This is a genomic window from Chryseobacterium sp. 27AL, assembly GCF_057815395.1.
Genome location: NZ_JBYRIW010000007.1, coordinates 121,087 through 140,391, shown reverse-complemented (window position 1 = coordinate 140,391; position 19,305 = coordinate 121,087). Strand labels below are relative to the sequence as shown.

At 36.0% G+C, this 19,305-nt stretch carries 17 protein-coding genes; 10 read left to right on the top strand and 7 right to left on the bottom strand.

Going from position 1 to position 19,305, the window contains the following annotated elements:
- The first annotated feature begins 469 nt into the window (after positions 1–469).
- A complete protein-coding gene (locus AC3WV0_RS12240) occupies positions 470–3,331 on the top strand; it encodes a M16 family metallopeptidase (protein ID WP_488846350.1) in 2,862 nt (953 codons plus the stop codon).
- A 142-nt stretch (positions 3,332–3,473) separates the two neighbouring features.
- Here the strand turns inward: AC3WV0_RS12240 and AC3WV0_RS12235 are convergent, their stop codons facing one another.
- Together AC3WV0_RS12235 and AC3WV0_RS12230 are read right to left on the bottom strand one after the other, a co-directional pair.
- Entirely contained in the window at positions 3,474–4,058 is a 585-nt protein-coding gene (locus AC3WV0_RS12235; RefSeq protein WP_488846348.1) for a DUF3109 family protein, read from the bottom strand.
- 6 nt (positions 4,059–4,064) lie between these two features.
- On the bottom strand, positions 4,065–4,970 hold the full coding sequence (locus AC3WV0_RS12230) for a DUF6427 family protein (protein WP_488846347.1): 906 nt from the start codon (positions 4,968–4,970) through the stop codon (positions 4,065–4,067).
- A gap of 42 nt (positions 4,971–5,012) precedes the next feature.
- Between AC3WV0_RS12230 and AC3WV0_RS12225 the strand changes: the two genes are divergently transcribed.
- Positions 5,013–5,246 (top strand): DUF6341 family protein, encoded by a 234-nt coding sequence (locus AC3WV0_RS12225; RefSeq protein ID WP_488846345.1) that lies wholly within the window; start codon positions 5,013–5,015, stop codon positions 5,244–5,246.
- A 77-nt stretch (positions 5,247–5,323) separates the two neighbouring features.
- Here AC3WV0_RS12225 and AC3WV0_RS12220 read toward each other — a convergent pair whose 3' ends face one another.
- From AC3WV0_RS12220 to AC3WV0_RS12200, 5 genes are all read right to left on the bottom strand, one after another.
- Positions 5,324–5,761 (bottom strand): universal stress protein, encoded by a 438-nt coding sequence (locus AC3WV0_RS12220; RefSeq protein WP_488846344.1) that lies wholly within the window; start codon positions 5,759–5,761, stop codon positions 5,324–5,326.
- A 60-nt stretch (positions 5,762–5,821) separates the two neighbouring features.
- Entirely contained in the window at positions 5,822–6,427 is a 606-nt protein-coding gene (locus AC3WV0_RS12215; RefSeq protein WP_488846342.1) for a fumarylacetoacetate hydrolase family protein, read from the bottom strand.
- A 444-nt stretch (positions 6,428–6,871) separates the two neighbouring features.
- Positions 6,872–7,270, bottom strand: coding sequence for a putative signal transducing protein (locus AC3WV0_RS12210; protein ID WP_488846341.1), 399 nt, complete (start codon positions 7,268–7,270; stop codon positions 6,872–6,874).
- 2 nt (positions 7,271–7,272) lie between these two features.
- Positions 7,273–8,037, bottom strand: coding sequence for an exonuclease domain-containing protein (locus AC3WV0_RS12205; protein WP_488846340.1), 765 nt, complete (start codon positions 8,035–8,037; stop codon positions 7,273–7,275).
- A 64-nt stretch (positions 8,038–8,101) separates the two neighbouring features.
- Positions 8,102–8,815 carry a CDP-alcohol phosphatidyltransferase family protein gene (locus AC3WV0_RS12200; protein WP_488846339.1) on the bottom strand — a complete coding sequence of 238 codons (714 nt, stop codon included), beginning with the start codon at positions 8,813–8,815 and terminating at the stop codon, positions 8,102–8,104.
- A 166-nt stretch (positions 8,816–8,981) separates the two neighbouring features.
- Here AC3WV0_RS12200 and AC3WV0_RS12195 point away from each other — a divergent pair, with 166 nt between their 5' ends.
- The 8 genes from AC3WV0_RS12195 to AC3WV0_RS12160 all read left to right on the top strand — a co-directional run bounded on the left by AC3WV0_RS12195 (position 8,982) and on the right by AC3WV0_RS12160 (position 19,235).
- Positions 8,982–10,913, top strand: coding sequence for an LTA synthase family protein (locus tag AC3WV0_RS12195; RefSeq protein WP_488846338.1), 1,932 nt, complete (start codon positions 8,982–8,984; stop codon positions 10,911–10,913).
- Positions 10,914–11,079: 166 nt separating this feature from the next.
- A complete protein-coding gene (locus tag AC3WV0_RS12190; protein WP_488846337.1) occupies positions 11,080–11,496 on the top strand; it encodes a DUF2147 domain-containing protein in 417 nt (138 codons plus the stop codon).
- Between the two features lie 109 nt (positions 11,497–11,605).
- Complete coding sequence (locus AC3WV0_RS12185; protein ID WP_089998056.1) at positions 11,606–12,586, top strand: pyruvate dehydrogenase complex E1 component subunit beta; 981 nt, start codon at positions 11,606–11,608, stop codon at positions 12,584–12,586.
- A 123-nt stretch (positions 12,587–12,709) separates the two neighbouring features.
- Positions 12,710–14,704: a KUP/HAK/KT family potassium transporter gene (locus AC3WV0_RS12180; RefSeq protein ID WP_488846335.1), complete on the top strand. Its 1,995-nt coding sequence runs from the start codon at positions 12,710–12,712 to the stop codon at positions 14,702–14,704.
- A 67-nt stretch (positions 14,705–14,771) separates the two neighbouring features.
- A complete protein-coding gene (locus AC3WV0_RS12175) occupies positions 14,772–15,245 on the top strand; it encodes a Fur family transcriptional regulator (RefSeq protein ID WP_029294631.1) in 474 nt (157 codons plus the stop codon).
- Positions 15,238–16,998 carry an OstA-like protein gene (locus tag AC3WV0_RS12170; RefSeq protein WP_488846332.1) on the top strand — a complete coding sequence of 587 codons (1,761 nt, stop codon included), beginning with the start codon at positions 15,238–15,240 and terminating at the stop codon, positions 16,996–16,998. The genes AC3WV0_RS12175 and AC3WV0_RS12170 overlap by 8 nt, the downstream gene beginning before the upstream one ends.
- Before the next feature lie 407 nt (positions 16,999–17,405).
- Positions 17,406–18,581 carry an aspartate aminotransferase family protein gene (locus AC3WV0_RS12165; protein WP_488846352.1) on the top strand — a complete coding sequence of 392 codons (1,176 nt, stop codon included), beginning with the start codon at positions 17,406–17,408 and terminating at the stop codon, positions 18,579–18,581.
- 267 nt (positions 18,582–18,848) lie between these two features.
- Positions 18,849–19,235 carry an START-like domain-containing protein gene (locus AC3WV0_RS12160; RefSeq protein ID WP_089998053.1) on the top strand — a complete coding sequence of 129 codons (387 nt, stop codon included), beginning with the start codon at positions 18,849–18,851 and terminating at the stop codon, positions 19,233–19,235.
- Positions 19,236–19,305: the final 70 nt, after the last annotated feature.

The window sequence follows — 19,305 nt, the reverse complement described above, 5'->3', positions numbered from 1 at the left end:
CTATGCTACTGCTGATTTACAAAAAAGCAAATAATTTAGGCTACAAAACCGCAAAAAGGCGGATTACAATGGAGCTTCGAGATATGATTACTGCCATTCTAATCCTTTTTGCAGGAGGTGATCCTGCTAAAGTCTTCAAAACATAAACACAAAAATATGGCCGGAATTTCTTCCGACCATGACTAGGTTCGTCCCGGTTTTTTTATTGAATTGATATTTAACGAAAGTTTAACTAAAAACTTCTTCACTGCTTTTGTTGAATTAGTATTTTTGCTTTAAACAAGACACATTAAAATGATAAAAAAAATCTTACAAAAACCAATTTCTTTTCCGTATCCGGAATAAACTCCTGAAGAATCCAGAAAAATTAACTCTATTTAACGAATTTTAACTCTAAATAATATTTTCGTTATTTCTTCGTTCTGTGAATAAATGATATTTTTGAACCATAAAAATTAATAATCAAACTATGAAGAAAATGCTATCTTCATTTGCAGTGGTTTTCCTTTTTTCTGCAAATGCATTCGCACAGAATATTCCTATAGACCCTTCTGTAAGAATCGGTACTCTTTCAAACGGAATGAAGTACTACATCAAAAAAAATACATTACCCGAAAAGAAAGTAGATTTCAGATTGGCAATCAATGCAGGATCTATTCTTGAAGATGAAAACCAGCAAGGGCTGGCGCATTTCATGGAGCACATGAACTTCAACGGGACAAAAAATTTTCCAGATAACAAGCTGGTTGATTTTCTGCAGTCAATCGGAGTGAAATTTGGTCAGCACCTTAATGCTTACACAAGTTTCGACGAAACGGTATACATGCTTCCCGTTCCTTTGGATAAACCAGGAAATCTGGATGCAGGCCTTAAGGTAATGGAAGACTGGGCATTCAATGCAACACTTTCTGATGAGCAGATCAATAAGGAAAGAGGCGTTGTTCTGGAAGAATTAAGATTAGGTCTTGGTGCCGACAAAAGAATGTCTGACAAATATCTTCCTAAGTTATTGTACAATTCTCAGTATGCCAACAGACTTCCGATAGGAAAGAAAGAAGTGCTGGAAAATTTCAAGCCTGAAGTGATCAGACAGTTTCATAAAGACTGGTACAGACCCGATCTTATGGCAATCGTTGTTGTAGGAGATATTAATGTAGATGAGATTGAAAAGAAAATTAAAGATAATTTCAGCAAATACAAAAATCCTGAAAAACCAAGAGAAAGAAAAACCTTTGATCTGCCGAACCATAAAGAAACGCTGGTAGCTGTGGAAACGGATCCTGATGCGACAAGCTCAATGGTTCAGTTTATCATGAAAGATTCGGAAGCTTACCAGCCGGATGTTACAGTTGAGCAATACAATCAGAGCATCATCGAAAACCTTACTTCAACCATGTTGAATAACAGATTGAGAGAACTTGTAAATTCTACGAATCCTCCATTTACTTATGGATCAGTTTATCATGGAGGAACGTATGCAAGAAGCAAAGAAGGTTTCCAGGGATTTGCCATGGTTAAAGATGGTGGCCAGATGAATGCCCTCAAAGTGCTTTTGGAAGAAACAGAAAGAGCAAAAAGATTCGGATTCACTCAGACTGAACTCGACAGAGCAAAAGCTCAGGTTTTATCAAACTTGGAAAGATCTTACAATAACCGTGATAAAACGGAAAGCGATATGCTGGTCGATGAATATGTAAGAAACTTCCTGGAGCAGGAGCCGATTCCGGGTATTGCATGGGAGTATGAGGATACAAAGAAATTTTTACCTTCAGTAACACTCGCTCAAACGAACGAGGTTATTAAAAAATTCGTGAAAGACGATAGCAGGGTAGTCGTAATTACCGGTCCTAAAAAAGAAAATGTTCCGATGCCGACGCAGGCTATGGTTTTAAACATGTTTGAAAGTGTGAAAATGGCTGATCTTAAGCCTTATCAGGAGAAAGAAACGATTAAAAATTTAGTAAAGCCATTCAAATCAGAAGGAAAAATTGCCAAAACAGAAACTGATGCAAAACTGGGTACTACAACCTGGATATTAAGCAATGGAGCAAAAGTAACATTCAAAAAAACGGATTTTAAAGATGATGAAATTGTTTTCTCCGCAAGAAGTATGGGAGGAAGCTCTCTGATTAATGATGCTGATTACAATAAAACTCAGTTTGCTTTTCCTGCGCTTTCGGAAGCCGGAGTAAATGGCTTTTCAAAATCAGATCTTACGAATTATCTTGCCGGAAAACAGGTAAGTGTAAATCCTATAGTAAGTTCTTTATTTGAAGGAATTTCGGGACGTACGACACAAAAAGATCTTGGTACGGCGATGGAACTGATGTATGCGTATTTTACGGGACTTAATTATAATCCTGACGCATTCAACGCCTATAAAACAAAACAATCTGCTATGCTGGACAATCTGTTATCCAATCCTCAGTTTTATTTCTCAAACGAACATGCCAAATTTATGAATCAAAAAAATCCAAGATTTATAGGGATTGTTCCTTTAGAAAAAGAATGGGCCAATACAGATTACAAAAAAGCATACGATATTTATAAAGAGAAATTTTCCAATGCCGGAAACTTCCATTTCTATTTTGTAGGAAATATTGATGAAGCTAAATTTAAAAATGAAGTGCTGCAGTATATTGCCAGTCTTCCGTCTACAGGAAAATCATCCAACTTCAAGGATACGGGATACAGACAGATGACCGGAGATTTTACGAAAACCTATAAAAAAGGAAAAGATCCTAAAAGTATGGTGACGATCACCTATCTGGGCGAAGCTCCTTATAATGAAAAAGAAGCGCTTGCGCTGGAAGCTTTAGGAGAAGTAGCTACCATAAAAGTGATTGAAAAACTACGCGAGGATGAAAGTGGAATTTATGGCGGAGGAGCAAGAGGTGGAATGTACCGGGTACCTTACAACAATTACAGTTTCAGCATCAGTTTCCCTTGCGGACCTGAAAATGCGGACAAACTCACAAAAAGTGCACTTACAGAGCTGCAGAAGTTAATTGACAAAGGGCCTGAGCAAAAGGATCTTGACAAATACAAGGAAGGCGAATATAATGACCACAAAACAAGCCTGAAGGATAATATGTACTGGATGAATGCGCTTACTAAAAATCAGATGGATGGAAGCGATAAGTATGAAATCCTGAACTATGAGGAAAAAGTGAAAGCTTTAACGGTAAAAGATCTTCAGAATGTAGGTAAAAAATATCTTACAAAAGGCAGAATTGTAGCTACTTTAATGCCGGAAGACGGTTGGGAAAATGCTAAAAAAGATGAAGCAAAACCTGAAACAGCAGTAATTAAAGCCGGAGCTGCAAATTAATATTCGATTTAATATTCCAAATAAATCCCGTCCGATAAATCTACCGGACGGGATTTTCATTTATTGTCTATTAATTATAAAGATTAATGCTGATCTTTTACGCTATATGAATACGCATACACAAATCAACTCTCAAAACCCATTACGAGCCATATTCTTTCTTCCATTCTTCGGCAGCACCGCTCAGGACTTCATAAAATTCTTCTCCGTATTTTCTGATCAACGGTGTTTTCAGGAATTTATATACAGGTACCTGCAGTTCTTTTCCTAAAGTACAGGCGTCACTGCATACGCTCCATTCATGATAATTTAAAGCCGTAAAAGAAGAATATTCCGTTATACGGATCGGGTAGAGGTGACAGGAAATTGGTTTTTGCCAGTCTACTGCACCATCTTCGTAAGCTTTTTCGATACCGCATTTTGTAATTCCTTTTTCATCAAAGGTAACGTAGGCACATTCACGGTCTTCCACCATTGGTGTTACATACATGCCGTCCATAGGATCGGTGGTCCATGTCCCCTGTTCTTCCAAAGCTTTAATGCCTTCTGCGGTAAGATAAGGCCTAATTTTATCAAAAATATTATCTAAAATTTCCAGCTCGTCTTTATCCAAAGGAGCTCCTACGTCTCCTTCCACACAACAGGCACCTTTACATTTGGTAAGGTTGCAAACAAACTCTTCAGAAAAAATTTCTTCGGAGATCAATTTATCGTCTATCTGAATCATAATCTTTTAAAATAAATCAAAATAAGTTCCGGCTTTAAAACCGATTAAACTGAAAATTATTACCCAAAGGCTTACCTCCTGCATCCAGTACTTCGGTAAAAATCTCAACATCCGGCTGAGGATAATAGTAGAAGGAAATGCAAGAAGCAATAAATATTCATAATTTTTGTTCATATAAAGTACAATGGTAATCAGCTGGGCAAACGAAAAAACCAGTAAAAAAGTGTACTTGTATCTGCTTACCGGGCTTTTCTTATTATAATTTCTAAAGTGATCATAAACGGCGTAGATCAGCATCAGCACAATAGGAATCAATGGCAGCAGCCCTTCATAGTCCGTTACAAATTTCATCTTTCCGAAAGGGAAGTAATCCATATTCCATGAAGTGAAATCTAAAAAGAACATCACGGAGAAATAACTGAAAACAATCAGTAAAATTCCCAGCAAAAACCTGAAAATATTCAAGCCTATTCTTTCAGAAGTGGCAATAACATGGATGATCACAAAAACCGCCATCGGCCAGGTTGTCGGGAGAAAAATAAAATTCAAGGCTACAATAGATCCTACCAGAACATAAGATTTTTTTCTGATGTCTTCATTGGTGCTGGTAAGAAGCAGCAGAAGAAAAGAATTGGTGAGAAGTGCAATGGCCAGACCGATATCAAGCCTTCCGGGATATAATGCAAAAATAAAAAATGTATATAAAAATAAAGGTAAATGAGTCTGGTAATTCAGCGCAATGCTGTGAAAGCAAAAATATCCCAAAGCAATTCCCAGAAAGGTAATCACAGCGATAATTGCTTCATAGGTGTTGAAATTCAAAAAGTTAAAAGTTATTACTATTAACAGAAGAAAACCAATATAAACCGGTATTGAAAAAATATTGCTTTCTTTTGAAAGTAATTTAAACATTTTTTATAAATTTGTACAAAGTTAATTTAAAAAAGGAAAATAATGACGTCTTTCTTTCTATTCTTAAGCAAAGTTTTCAAATGGTCGTTTGGTTTTTTTGATGCATTCGGAAACGTATTAAACTGGATTTTATTTATTGTTTGCTGCGCATTGTTTACCTACTGGTGCTATGTATTGGTGGTTACACTTGGCAACAATAAAGATAAAGACTACTATTCTCCAACAGAAGGGAAGTTCCCTTACTATGATCCGAATATCTACAAAAAAGAAGGTTAATTAATTGGTTATATAGTAAAAAGCCGATCAAATTCTGTTTGATCGGCTTTTTTTATTGTTAACGATTAAAATTATAGCTATTCATGAATAGGCAATACCAGCACAGGAATATTAGAGTCTTTTGTAATTCCTTTTGTTAAGCTTCCCACAAAAACATCATATATCCCGCTTCTTCCGTGCGATCCCATCACAATGAAATCTGCTTTTTTTTCCTGAGCATGCTCAAGAATAATATCCTTCGCAATACCCTGTTTCAGAATATGTTCACAATCGACGTCATGGGCAAGAATCCTTTGCTGTATTTTATTAAGCTGTACCAGTTCTTCTCTGATCTCATTCTCTTCAACCTCCGGAAAATACTGGAATCCCATATCACCGATCGCAAAACCAATATCCGACGGCGCTACGTGGATAAGAAAAATTCTGCCGTTTACCTGCTTTGCAAATTTTACTGCACCTTCTATGAGCTGCTCTGTTTTGTCCCCAAAATCTACGGGCAATACAATATTTACCATAACCTTTAATTTTGTCTACTAAAGTTAAGAAAAATATGGCAGAAAACCGTATTAAATTATCTACAATATTCTGATATCAATCACTTTTTTATCCTCAAGATAAGCTTCCAGAATATCATTTTCTTCCACTTTACCAACGCCTTTTGGAGTTCCCGTAAAAATAAGATCTCCTACTCTTAAGGTAAAATATTGCGAAACAAAAGCAATAATATCATCAATACCGAACATCATATCTTTCGTATTCCCGTCCTGAACTTTTTCTTTGTTTTTTAATAATGAAAAATTCAAAGATTCAAGATTAAAATCCTCTTTTTTAAAGAAATTTCCAACAACTGCAGAACCGTCAAACCCTTTGGCCAGTTCCCATGGCAAGCCTTTTGACTTTAGTTCGCTTTGAAGGTCCCTTGCTGTAAAATCAATTCCCAAACCGATTTCCTCATAATGTTTATGAGCCGTTTCTTTCTGGATATATTTTCCTCCTTTTGAAACTTTTACGACCACTTCCAGTTCATAATGAACATCATTTGAAAACTCCGGAATATAAAAATCATTTCCCTTTAAAACCGCCGTGTCAGGTTTCATGAAAATGACTGGTCTTTCTGGGATTTCATTTCCCAGTTCTTTTGCGTGCTCGCTGTAATTTCTTCCTATGCAGATTATTTTCATAATTTTTTATTTTTGTCATTGCGAGAGAAAGCGACGAAGCAATCTCATCTCGACTTTATATTTTTAATTTTTTAGGAGCTATTTCCCGCTTTCCGCTCTATCTTTTGCTCCGCTCCGCTACACAAAAGGATGCCGCTGCAATCGGGGCTATGAGAGGTGAATAGTCAACTTTACGAATCATTTGTGAATTTTAACTATTCTGATAATTCACTTGCGAAGCAAAATCCACCATTCACTATTTTAAAAAGCACCCCGTCAAAAATTCTTCGAATTTTCGCCACCTCCAGAAGTGGGGAATTCTAGCATTCATTTCAATATTGTCTTTTTCATGACAAAGGTGTTACTCATTTGCTGAGTGAAACGCCATTGCGAACAAAAAACACACATTAAAACTAAAAAAACTTTGCGCCTTAGCGTTAAATATCATACCAAGCTTGTCAAGCATCAATGCGTAAATTCATTTCCGCAATAATAGCACACGAATTTATGGCTTGTCAGAATGGAAATACCAAAAAAGCTCGTCGCACTGTCATCCCTGTAAATATGATTAGATCCACATTTTGGGCATACAAAATCAAATTCTGGATCTGCAAGGGTATGTTCCACTTCCAGAGAAAATACTTCATTTTCTTTATAATCCTCCAAAACCTGATGCGCCTTTTCCAAGTCTTCTTCGAAAACCTGCAGCTGAATTCCTCCTACCGCCTGCGAAAGAAGCCAGTCTGACTGGATCAGCTGTTCATTGGCAATAAAGCTTTTGATGCCGACTTCAGCCAGAATCTGCTTGTCTCTGTTGGCCTGCAGTGCCGTTTCGTAAAATTTGAATTTAACAAGTTCACTCATTATTAAAATCTGCTTGATAATTGGATTTTAGTAAAGACTTTTTTAGTGTACAGCGGAAATTCTGCATTCTGAAGCCACCCGAAGTATCCCAGATCTTTCTTGAAAACAACTTTTACGCACTGTCCCTTATATTTTCCGAAGTTGAAAACTTCTTCTAGTTTTTCGTTATAACCGATAAATCCTGCAAGATCTGCATGTTTATTATGGAACGTAAATTCACTCAGCGGTCCGATCTCATTCGGAATATCATCATACTTTCCGACCTGTGCATCCAGCACTTCAAAAGTTGCCATCACATCAGCTTCAGCAGAATGGGCATTTTCTAATGTTTTGCCGCAATAAAACTGGTAGGCGGCGCTCAGATTTCTTGGTTCTTTTTTATGGAAAATAGTCTGTGCATCTACCAATCTGAATTTACTTAGATCAAAATCAATTCCTACTCTCAGTAATTCTTCTGCCAGTAACGGAACATCAAAACGGTTAGAATTAAAGCCCCCAAGATCACTTCCGGCAAGCATTTCCATAATTTTCGGAGCAATTTCTTTAAAAGTCGGAGCCTCTTTTACATCTTCATCATAGATTCCATGAATCTCGCTACATTCTTTTGGAATTGGCATTTCCGGATTTACCCTCCAGGTTTTGCTTTCTCTTGAAGCATCAGGATTCACTTTTAAAATACAGATTTCAACAATACGGTCTCTTCCGATGTTGGTTCCTGTTGTTTCTAAATCAAATATACAGAGTGGTTTATGTAATTTTAAGTTCATTTTTTTATAATTTGAAAATTTGAAAATGGGTTAATTTGAAAATGAAATCACGATAGAATCAATCCTATTTCAATTGTTTTTGAAAGATAAGTGAAATTAAGATATAATAAATGATAACTAAAGGAATTCCGACTGTTTTAAAAATAAGTAAAATAATGATAGCGCCGATTAATAATGCAATTTTTGGATAATTATCCTGCAGCTTCATCGATTTGAATTTCATTGCGATCATTTTGATCGGTGAGATCAGAAGCCATGATGAAAGTACTGTTAAAATAATCATTAACAAGCTGTTATTTAATAGAGAAGCAAAGACTTCTTCATGTCTAACAGTGTAATATAACCCAAAGATTAAAATGGTATTGCTTGGCGTATTCAATCCTTTGAAATAATATTTCTGCTCTTCATCCAAATTAAAAATAGCAAGTCGCAGGCAGGAAAACAGCGTAATCAGCAATCCGAAGTATTTAATTTCAAAAGGCAGTATAAATCCGGAAACAGTACTACCAAACGGTTGAAGAATTTTAAACATCGTCAAACCCGGAACCAGTCCAAAACTTACCATGTCTGCCAATGAATCCAGCTGAACGCCAAGATTAGAATTTGATTTTAAAGCACGGGCTACAAAACCGTCAAAAAAGTCTAATACCAAAGAAAAAATCAGGCAGATGGCCGTCGTCTGATAATCACCCAGAATAAGGTGAATGGCCCCTACACAGCCAGAAAACAAATTTCCCAGAGTGATAACGTTGGCTAAATTATTTTTAATAAAATTCATAGTCACAAAATTAATAAATTAATGTAACAATGTATCAATTTAACGGTGTATCAATTATTTCTTCACTTCCGAATCGTTGCACAGTTCCATTATTCCACTGGTACACTATTACATTGATATATCGATATATTGTTTAACTGTTGCATTATTTTGATAAATTTGCGCCATGAAATTGTTTAAAGAATTTAGGAAACAGGAACTTCTGGTATTGTTGTACCGGATTTTTTTAGCTTATTTTTTCTATCAGATTGCGCGGTTTTTATTTTGGTATTTTAACTGCGGATTGATTAAAGTTGATTCTGTATCAGATTATTTCAGTTTGTCTTTTCACGGAATTGCATTCGATACCACCGCAATTTTATATGTCAATGCACTTTTTATTTTGTTGAGTATTATTCCAATCATCATTAATACAAAAAAAGGATACCAGAAATTTCTCTTCTGGCTTTACTTTATCACCAACGGAATTGCTTATGCCATGAATTTCGGAGATATGGTTTATTTTAAATTTTCGCAAATGAGGCTGACTTCCGCCGCGTTTCAGGTCGCAAGGCACGAAAATAATATTTTTAAGGTTTTCACCTCATCGATTATTCAGAATCCTTTTGTACTCATTTGGTTTGTGATTTTGATGGCATTATGGATTTTCCTGTATAAAAAGGTAAAAATAACCGAACGCAGACCTGTAAAACTGGTTCCGTATTTTATTTGGTCAGTAATTGTACTTTGTATAACGACTGTTCTGGCAGTTGGAGGTATACGCGGCGATTTTAAACACAGCACAAGACCTATTAATTTGGTGGATGCCAACCGGTTTGCAAAATTGCCTTCCCAGGGAAATATGGTGCTGAACAGTACTTTTTCGTTTTTCAGGACTTTAAATACCAATAATTTTAAGGAAGTTCATTTTGTTGATGAGAAATTTATCGAAGAAAATATTCATCCTTATAAATTATATGAAAGAAAGGTTGCCGAGAAGCCTAACATTGTTATTTTTATTGTGGAATCTTTTGGCAGGGAGTATTCCGGAGCTTTTAATAAAGATAAAAATATTAAGGATTACGTTTCTTATACGCCTTTTATGGATAGCCTCGCCGGGCAGAGTCTTATTTTTCCTAATACTTTTGCCAACGGAAGGCAGTCAATTCACGGAATGAGCTCTGTTCTTGCAGGAATTCCGAGTCTGACGGACGCCTTTACAAGTTCGCCCTATTCAAACCAGAAAATACAGTCCATTGTATCTGTATGTAATGAAATGGGATATGACACCTCTTTTTATCATGGAGCACCGAATGGGTCAATGGGTTTTTTAGGCTTTGGTAATATTTTAGGCTTTAAACATTACTTCGGCAAAACAGAATACCAAAACGATAACGATTTTGATGGAATGTGGGCCATCTGGGACGAACCTTTCCTACAGTATTTTGCTAAAAATGTAGGAAAAGAACAGCCTTTCATGGCTACTGTATTTACGGCATCTTCTCACCATCCGTTTAAAATTCCTGAAAAATATAACGGGAAATTTAAAAAAGGTAAGAATCCAATGCATGAGCCTATTCAATATACTGATTACGCAATAAAAAAATATTTTGAAACCACCAAAAAGCAGCCTTGGTTTAAGAATACGATTTTTGTATTCACAGGAGATCATACCAATGAGGTATATTATCCTGAATATGAGAAAATTATGAATCGTTTTGCAGTTCCTTTACTATTTTATTCTCCAAATCCTGAATATCAATTAAAACGAGTGAATAATGAGTTTGCCCAGCAAATTGATATTTATCCTACTCTGGCGGATCTGATCGGGTACAATAAAAAATTCAGAAGCTGGGGAAGAAGTCTTGTTAGTGAAAAGCAAACTCCTCCGATCATTGCTAATTCAGATGGTTCCGTGGAACAATTTATTATCGGAAATTATATTTACCGTTTCGACGGGAAAGAAGTGATTGGAATTTTTTACAAGACAGATCTTGGACTGGAGAAAAACCTGATGGATCAACTGAAAAGCAATCAGGAAACTCAAAAAGGAATATTAATCGCTAAAGCATGGTATCAGGACTATATGAACAGGGTAATCAACAGAAAATTATATTGATCTGAAGGTTAAGTTTTATCAAGATCCGTTTTAACTATTTGACTTAAAGCATATCTATCTAATATATGTTCCGGATAATAAATGTTTTTGTTATTTGGAAATTAATTTCTATTTTTAGCATATATAGATAACGAAATTATTTTATTACAATTAAAACTATAAGAAAATGAGAAAATTATTATTAACCTTTATTCTTTCTTTCGTAGGTATCTTTTCATTTGCCCAGATTGAAGGAAAATGGAAAACGATAGATGACAAAACCAAACAGGCAAAATCTATTGTTGAGATCTATAAAAAAGGAGATCAGTACTATGGAAAAGTTTCACAGCTTTTAATAAAACCTGAAAATCCGAATTGTGTAGATTGTAAGGACGACAGAAAAAACAAGCCTATTCTTGGAATGGAAATCATCAGAGGTCTGAAAAAAGATGGAGATGAATTTACCGGAGGTACTATCACAGACCCTAAAGACGGAAAAACTTATAAGTGTACCATTAAAAGGGAAGGAGATAATCTGAATGTAAGAGGTTATATCGGTTTTTCTCTTATTGGAAGGACCCAAGTATGGCATAAAGTTAATTAATTACCATTAAATAAAATTAATAAACGGCATTTCAATAAATGAGATGTCGTTTTTGCTATGTGAATAATAAAAAAACACTATTTTTGTACTCTAAATTTTTCAAAAAGATATGGCAGAATATACTTTTCGTGAGGTAATTGCACAAGCAATGAGTGAGGAAATGCGTAAAGACGAATCTATTTATTTGATGGGTGAGGAGGTCGCAGAATACAACGGTGCATACAAAGCTTCAAAAGGAATGCTGGATGAATTTGGCCCTAAAAGAATAATTGATACACCAATCGCTGAGCTTGGTTTCGCAGGGATCTCTGTGGGAGCTGCAATGAATGGTAACAGGCCAATCGTAGAGTTTATGACATTCAATTTCTCATTGGTGGGGATTGATCAGATTATTAATAATGCTGCAAAAATCCGTCAGATGAGTGGTGGTCAGTGGAACTGCCCTATCGTTTTCCGTGGTCCTACAGCTTCTGCAGGTCAGCTGGGTGCAACGCACTCTCAGGCTTTTGAGAGCTGGTATGCCAACTGTCCGGGATTAAAAGTAGTGGTACCTTCAAACCCTTACGATGCGAAAGGATTGTTAAAAACAGCAATTCAGGATAATGATCCGGTTATTTTCATGGAATCTGAGCAGATGTACGGTGACAAAATGGAAATTCCTGAGGAAGAATATTATTTACCAATCGGAAAGGCTGATATAAAAAGAGAAGGAAGCGATGTAACATTGGTTTCTTTTGGAAAAATCATGAAACTGGCTATTCAGGCAGCTGAGGATCTTGCTAAAGAAGGAATCTCTGTAGAGGTGATCGATCTTAGAACAGTTCGTCCTTTAGATTACGATACGGTTTTAGCTTCTGTTAAAAAAACAAACAGATTAGTAGTTCTTGAAGAAGCATGGCCATTTGGTTCTGTAGCTTCTGAGATTACGTATATGGTTCAGCAGAAAGCTTTTGATTATCTAGATGCTCCGATCAAGAGAATTACAACTCCTGATGCGCCTGCTCCTTACTCCGCAGCTTTATTTGCTGAATGGTTCCCAAAACTTGAAAAAGTAAAAGAGGAAATCAAAAAAGCGATGTACGTGAAATAATTAACATAATTATAGAGAAAAACTTCCGAAAGGAAGTTTTTTCATTTATTATATTCATGAAGAAAAATTCTTAGGGTTGTAAATTTGATTTAAATTTGCGCGTTTAAAATAAAATTAGCTGATATGGCAGAAGTTACAGAAGGCGGTCATCATTTTGACATTAAGAAGCTTTCTTTTATTGGGGTCCTGGTTTCTCTGGGGATCGTTTTCGGGGACATCGGTACTTCACCGCTTTACGTAATGAAAGCAATCGTCAACGCAAGAGAAGGCGGAAGCACGATGCCTTTTAACGAATATATTGAAGGTGCTCTTTCCTGCATTATCTGGACACTTACTCTTCAGACGACAATAAAGTATGTTGTGATCGCTCTCAGAGCAGACAATAAAGGTGAAGGCGGGATTCTTGCGCTTTTTTCACTGGTTAAGAATCTGAAGAAAGGCTGGCTGTATCTCATCGCTATTGTAGGAGCTGCGGCACTTATTGCGGATGGTGTCATTACGCCTTCGCTTACCGTGATGTCGGCCATTGAAGGTCTTGAAATCTACAATCCTCATACGCCTGTTGTTCCTATTACAATCGCAATCTTAATCATTATTTTCTTTGTTCAGCAGTTTGGGACAAGCTTTATCGGGAAATTCTTCGGACCTGTAATGGTGATCTGGTTTGTGGTATTAGGCGGTTTGGGATTGTCTCATTTAAGCGAGAATATAGAAATTCTGAGATCATTCAACCCGTATTATGCTTATAAGCTTATTGTTAATTCACCAAGTGCCATTATCATTTTAGGCGCCGTTTTCCTTTGTACAACAGGAGCTGAGGCACTTTATTCAGATTTGGGGCACTGTGGTGCAAAAAATATCAGAGTAAGCTGGGGATTTGTAAAAATTATGCTGATCCTTAATTATTTAGGTCAAGGAGCATGGCTTTTAACGAATTATAATAAACCGGGCTTTTCGGTGGTTAATCCTTTCTTCGGAATCATGGAAGAATGGATGGTTATTCCTGGTGTTATTCTGGCAACAGCGGCAGCAATTATTGCGAGTCAGGCTTTAATCACAGGTTCATTCACCATTTTCTCAGAAGCAATGTCTTTGAATTTATGGCCAAACCAGAAAATTGATTATCCTTCGGGGGTAAAAGGCCAGATGTATATTCCGAGAATCAACTGGGGTCTTTTGTTATTCTGCATTATCGTGGTTCTGCACTTTAAGGAATCCGGGAAAATGGAAGCGGCTTACGGTCTTTCCATTACCGTGACGATGTTGATGACAACTGTACTTTTGGTATATTGGCTTTTAAAGCAAAGAGTGAGTAAAGTTTTAATTCTTGTATTTGCTTTGGTATACATGGCTATTGAGCTTGGCTTTTTCAGTGCCAATGTCATTAAATTCATGGAAGGAGGATGGATAACGGTGGTTCTGGCAGGTTCCATCGGAGTGTGTATGTATGCGTGGTACAATGGAAGGCTCATCAAGACCAAATTTATCAAATTTATCAAGCTGGAAAATTATATTCCTATCATTAAAGACATGAAACTTGATGAAACCATTCCTAAATATGCTACCAATCTTGCTTATCTCAGCAGAGCAAAGAGAAATGATGAAATAGAATCTAAAATAATTTATTCTATTATAAAAAAACAGCCGAAAAGAGCAGACCATTATTTCATTTTAAGTATTACCAATCAGGAAGATCCGTACACTTTTAAATATTCTGTTGATGAAGTGCTTCCGGGTACGATTTATAAAATCAATTTTATGTTAGGTTTTAAAATTGACCGAAGAATCAATGATTACTTTGATATGGTATTAAGGGATATGATGGCAGACGAAACAATCCCTTCAAGAAGTAGCCATCCTTCACTAAGAGCGCACAATATTCCGCCTGATCTGAAGTATGTGATCATAGATAATACCTATATCAACGATATACTTCTCACGGTAAAAGAGAAAATTATCCTTAATATTTATAATTTCGTTAAGTATATCGGCAGCGACGATTTCAAGGCTTGGGGGATCACTTCTCACAACGTAGAAGTGGAATCTGCGCCGATGACGGAAGATTGTGTAAGCAAGTCAAGAATAGAGCAGTGCGGTTTTATCCGTCATAATAGTTAAATTCTTTAACATTCGGGTACAATATGTATTTAAATAAAAATCAATAAATTTGTATATAATTTTTTTGATGGATACAATACAAAAAGAAAAAAATATTGCACTTATTAAAGATGTTTTAAGGAATTATTTGCTGGAAAAAGGCTTTCGCAATACTCCTGAAAGATATACAATATTAGAAGAGATTTACAGTATGGATCATCACTTTAATGTCGATGATCTGTACCTTTTGATGCTGCAGAAAAAATATCATGTTTCCAAAGCAACAATTTATAACACCATTGAGATTTTCCTTGATGCCGGGCTTATCCGTAAGCATCAGTTTGGTGAAAAAACGCTTACTTCTTCTTCCTATGAAAAGTCTTATTTTGATAAACAGCATGATCATTTGGTGATTTACAAAAAAGATTCTGATAAGGAAATTGAAGAAATTATAGAATTTTGCGATCCGAGAATCCAGGGAATTAAAGAAGCTATTGAAGAGGCATTTGGGGTAAAGATTGATTCTCATTCGCTGTATTTTTATGGTACAAAGAATGACTAACCTTTCCTTAAGGCTTTTCATCGGCCTTTTCGTTTGTATTTCTTCGCTTATTTTTGCACAGGACAATCAGAAACCTCTGCAGAAAGATCCCTATTTTACGCCTAAGACCGTTCCGCAGAAAAATGCCCCGCCTCCTGAAAAGGTAAAGCATATACACTCTGATGAATTGCGGAAGGATCCTGCCAAATACGACGGTAATAATTATTTTACGGGAAATGTACAGTTTGAGCATCAGGGATCTCTGCTGAATGCTGATCTTGTGATTGTTTATGAAGGTCAGAACTTTGTGAAAGCTGTCGGGAATGTAAAGCTGCAGAATGCGGATGGCTCAGTAATCACCGCTGATGAAATGGAATATGACGGCAATACCCAAAGAGGAATTGCAAGAAAAAACGTTGTACTTACAGATCCTAAAGGAACGGTGATCAAAACTGAAACCATGTATTACGACAGGATTTCCAATCAGGCCTACTACAATACCGGCGGGACAATCAATGACGGGAAAAGCACAACCTATTCGAAATCAGCAACCTATTTTCTTACAACAAGAACCATTGATCTTTCGGGAAGAGTAAAAATTGAAGATGCACAATATATTCTGGAAGGTGATAATGTTGTTCAGAATCAGAATACAAATATTGTAAACATCAACGGACCAACTACGATTATCAATAAAAAGAACCCTAAAAACCGTATTGTAACGGATAAAGGGAATTATAATACGAACACGAAAGAAGCTTTTTTATATAAGAATTCAAAAGTGTTTTATAATGATAAAATCCTTACCGGAGATGAAATGTATTACAATCAGCTTACCGGCTTCGGCAAGGCGACTGGAAATGTAACACTGGATGATCCTAACGAAAGAAGATGGATCAAAGGCGGGTATGGAGAGATTTTTGAAAAGAAAGATTCTGCCATGATGACTAAAAATCCCTACGCTGTAAAAGCTCTGGAAAAAGATTCTATGTATTTTGCGGCTGAAAAGATCATATCATTCCAAAAACCGGATTCTTCAGATGCTACCGTTAAAAAAAGTTTTCTGAGAGCATTCAGAAAAGGCAGATTTTATAAATCAAATGCCCAGGGTAGAGCAGACTCCATTGCCTTTAATGAAACAGACGGCGTGCTGCATATGTACAGAGAACCTATTCTGTGGAGCAACGGTAAACAAGTGACAGGTAATAAAATAGAGGCCTATTTTAACACGCAAAAGGAAAATATAGATTCTCTCAAAGTGATTGGAAATGCTTTTGCAATCAGTAAGGTAGATTCGCTGAATATGAAAGATGAATTCAATCAGGTGAAAGGAAAGCTGATGACGGTATATTATGGAGAAGGAAATAATATCAGAGAAGCAAAAGTAATCGGAAATGCCCAGGCAATTACCTATTCTGATGATGAAAATGCACAAACCAAACAAAAAGAGAGGATAGGAATTTCCGTAAGCACTTGTGGAATCATTGATGCGATCTTTGAAGAAAAGGCACTGTACGTGGTGGAGTGTAATATTGGTGCATCTTCAGATACATTTCCCATGAGTATGATAGAGCCCTCTAAGCGTAAATTCCCGGATTTCAACTGGAATACCAAAGACCGTATTTTAAAATGGCAGGACATTTTGGTAGACTCTCCGAATTATCCTGTAATAAAATATGAGTCGGATACTGCTTTGTATGATTCGGCACAAAAAGTAATCGAAGACGAAAAAGCCAAAGAGGAAGCCAAAAAGCCGAAACGCGTCAGAAAATAAGACTTTGTAAATAATAAGATAACCCGCTATTATAGGTAGTGGGTTATTTTTTTTACTTCAAAATTGATGAAATAGACTTTTGTAAGTTTCAGATTTTGTGTTAGTTATTTAAACATCTCTAAAATGTGATATCTTCATATTATTGCCGGTTTATTAGTATTTAAATAATTAAATCAATCATTTGCTTTAATTATGAATATTAAATTTTAATTTTTTTTATTAAATATGTATTTGAATTGTTTTTTTGCATATATTTGAATGAGAAAATAATTAAGCTATATTAATATTTTGTGATTTGGTGGTGTCGCTTACAGTAAAAGCTGTAAGCGATTTTTTTATTCTATCGGTTTAATTTCGGCATTTGATGAATGTTTTTTAGCTTTGCTGAAAAATTTTCAATGGATAAAATGCAACAGGATTTTTTTACATATCAGGCACAAACCACAAAATTTGCCGCAGGTTTTGAAGTGGAAAAGGCAGAAGGGAGTTATATTTACGGTACCGACGGAAAAAAATATCTTGATTTTGTAGCCGGTGTTTCTGCGAATACATTGGGACATTCGCATCCGAAAGTCATAAATGCCATTAAAGAGCAGGCAGATAAATATCTTCACGTGATGGTGTATGGCGAATATGCTCAGGAAAAGCCGGTAGCTTTATGTAAGCTTCTCGCAGAATCCACACCTGATCCATTAGAAATTACTTATTTGGTAAACAGTGGTGCAGAGGCTATCGATGGCAGTCTGAAACTTGCAAAAAGATATACGGGAAGAGAAGAAATTGTATCATTTAAGAATTCTTATCATGGGAATACTCACGGGGCATTAAGTGTTTCCGGAAATGAAAATCACAAAAGAGAATTCCGGCCGCTTCTGCCGATGGTGACATTTATTGAATTCAACAATGAAAATGATTTTGATAAAATTACCGAGAAAACAGCCTGTGTTATCATGGAAACTATTCAGGGAGCTGCAGGCTTTCTGGTTCCTGACCGGAATTATTTAATCAACCTTAAAAAAAGATGTGAAGAAGTCGGCGCATTGCTGATTCTTGACGAAATACAGCCCGGATTCGGAAGAACCGGAAAATTGTTTTCTTTCGAACATTTCGGAATTGTTCCCGACATCGTGGTAATGGGAAAAGGAATGGGTGGCGGAGTGCCGGTGGGCGCATTTATGAGTTCAAAAAAAATAATGGAAACACTCTCGCATTCCCCGAAATTGGGCCATATAACTACCTTTGGAGGAAATCCTCTGATTGCAGCTTCAAGCTATGCTACCCTTAAGGAAGTTTTGGAAAGCGGATTGATGGATGAAATTGAAGAGAAAGAAAAGTTATACAGAGAACTTTTAGTTCATCCAAAAATTCAAAATATTAATGGAAAAGGATTAATGTTGGCTGTAAATCTTGGTTCGCCGGAATATACTTTACATGTTGCAAAAAAATGTATGGAAAAAGGATTGATAGTTTTCTGGCAGCTCTACAGAAATGAATATCTCAGAATATCGCCGCCTCTTACAATTTCAAAAGAAGAAATTACCGAAGGCTGCAAAATTATCCTGGAAGTTTTAAACGAAAATTAACAAGAATTAATACGACAAGGACATCGAAGTTTTTCGATGTCCTTTGTTTTGCTTCTTATTCAAGCATTAATTATTTGATTTGCATATTTCTAAATATTTTTAGTTGTGAAATCATTCCGGAAAGTATATTTATGATATAATTTTAAGTAAAACAAATATTTGAAAATCTCTGACAAATGTCATGAAGATTGTGTAAAAAAATAAACACATTTTTGTGTAATAAAAAAATTAATTTATATATTGCGGGACGATTAAAACAAAGATTATATGGCGAAACATAAAGTCCATTACGAATTTCCAATGCATTGCTTATCAGAGATTTTATACGAATATCTGGCTACTGCAGAGGGATTGTCTGAATGGTTTGCGGATGAAGTAATAGAGAAAGGAGATGATTTCTTTTTTAGTTGGGGAGGAGGTCCTGCCGAGAAGGCAACTTTAATCAGATATAAGCCTGAAGGTTTCGTGCGTTTTAGATGGGAAGAAGATGAAGGGACGAAGCATTTCTTTGAAATGACAATTACAATCGACGATATTACAGAAGATCTTGCCTTAAATATTACAGACTTTTGCGAAGAAGGAGACGAAGAAGAAAACGCAATGTATTGGGAAAATCTTATCGAAAACCTTAGAATAAAATTAGGTGCCGCTTAAACGTAAGCAGTATTTGCAGATAAAACTGATGAACGATTTATCGTTCATTATTTTTTTATAATAAATCAGA

Bases quoted from the DNA above. Each gene is read 5' to 3' on its own strand.
- AC3WV0_RS12235 (WP_488846348.1), bottom strand. From the start codon at position 4,058: ATGATTCAGATAGACGATAAATTGATCTCCGAAGAAATTTTTTCTGAA.
- AC3WV0_RS12165 (WP_488846352.1), top strand. From the start codon at position 17,406: ATGCAACAGGATTTTTTTACATATCAGGCACAAACCACAAAATTTGCC.
- AC3WV0_RS12175 (WP_029294631.1), top strand. From the start codon at position 14,772: ATGGATACAATACAAAAAGAAAAAAATATTGCACTTATTAAAGATGTT.
- AC3WV0_RS12200 (WP_488846339.1), bottom strand. From the start codon at position 8,815: ATGAATTTTATTAAAAATAATTTAGCCAACGTTATCACTCTGGGAAAT.
- AC3WV0_RS12180 (WP_488846335.1), top strand. From the start codon at position 12,710: ATGGCAGAAGTTACAGAAGGCGGTCATCATTTTGACATTAAGAAGCTT.
- AC3WV0_RS12210 (WP_488846341.1), bottom strand. From the start codon at position 7,270: ATGAGTGAACTTGTTAAATTCAAATTTTACGAAACGGCACTGCAGGCC.
- AC3WV0_RS12170 (WP_488846332.1), top strand. From the start codon at position 15,238: ATGACTAACCTTTCCTTAAGGCTTTTCATCGGCCTTTTCGTTTGTATT.
- AC3WV0_RS12185 (WP_089998056.1), top strand. From the start codon at position 11,606: ATGGCAGAATATACTTTTCGTGAGGTAATTGCACAAGCAATGAGTGAG.
- AC3WV0_RS12160 (WP_089998053.1), top strand. From the start codon at position 18,849: ATGGCGAAACATAAAGTCCATTACGAATTTCCAATGCATTGCTTATCA.
- AC3WV0_RS12195 (WP_488846338.1), top strand. From the start codon at position 8,982: ATGAAATTGTTTAAAGAATTTAGGAAACAGGAACTTCTGGTATTGTTG.
- AC3WV0_RS12205 (WP_488846340.1), bottom strand. From the start codon at position 8,037: ATGAACTTAAAATTACATAAACCACTCTGTATATTTGATTTAGAAACA.
- AC3WV0_RS12230 (WP_488846347.1), bottom strand. From the start codon at position 4,970: ATGTTTAAATTACTTTCAAAAGAAAGCAATATTTTTTCAATACCGGTT.
- AC3WV0_RS12190 (WP_488846337.1), top strand. From the start codon at position 11,080: ATGAGAAAATTATTATTAACCTTTATTCTTTCTTTCGTAGGTATCTTT.
- AC3WV0_RS12240 (WP_488846350.1), top strand. From the start codon at position 470: ATGAAGAAAATGCTATCTTCATTTGCAGTGGTTTTCCTTTTTTCTGCA.
- AC3WV0_RS12220 (WP_488846344.1), bottom strand. From the start codon at position 5,761: ATGGTAAATATTGTATTGCCCGTAGATTTTGGGGACAAAACAGAGCAG.
- AC3WV0_RS12225 (WP_488846345.1), top strand. From the start codon at position 5,013: ATGACGTCTTTCTTTCTATTCTTAAGCAAAGTTTTCAAATGGTCGTTT.
- AC3WV0_RS12215 (WP_488846342.1), bottom strand. From the start codon at position 6,427: ATGAAAATAATCTGCATAGGAAGAAATTACAGCGAGCACGCAAAAGAA.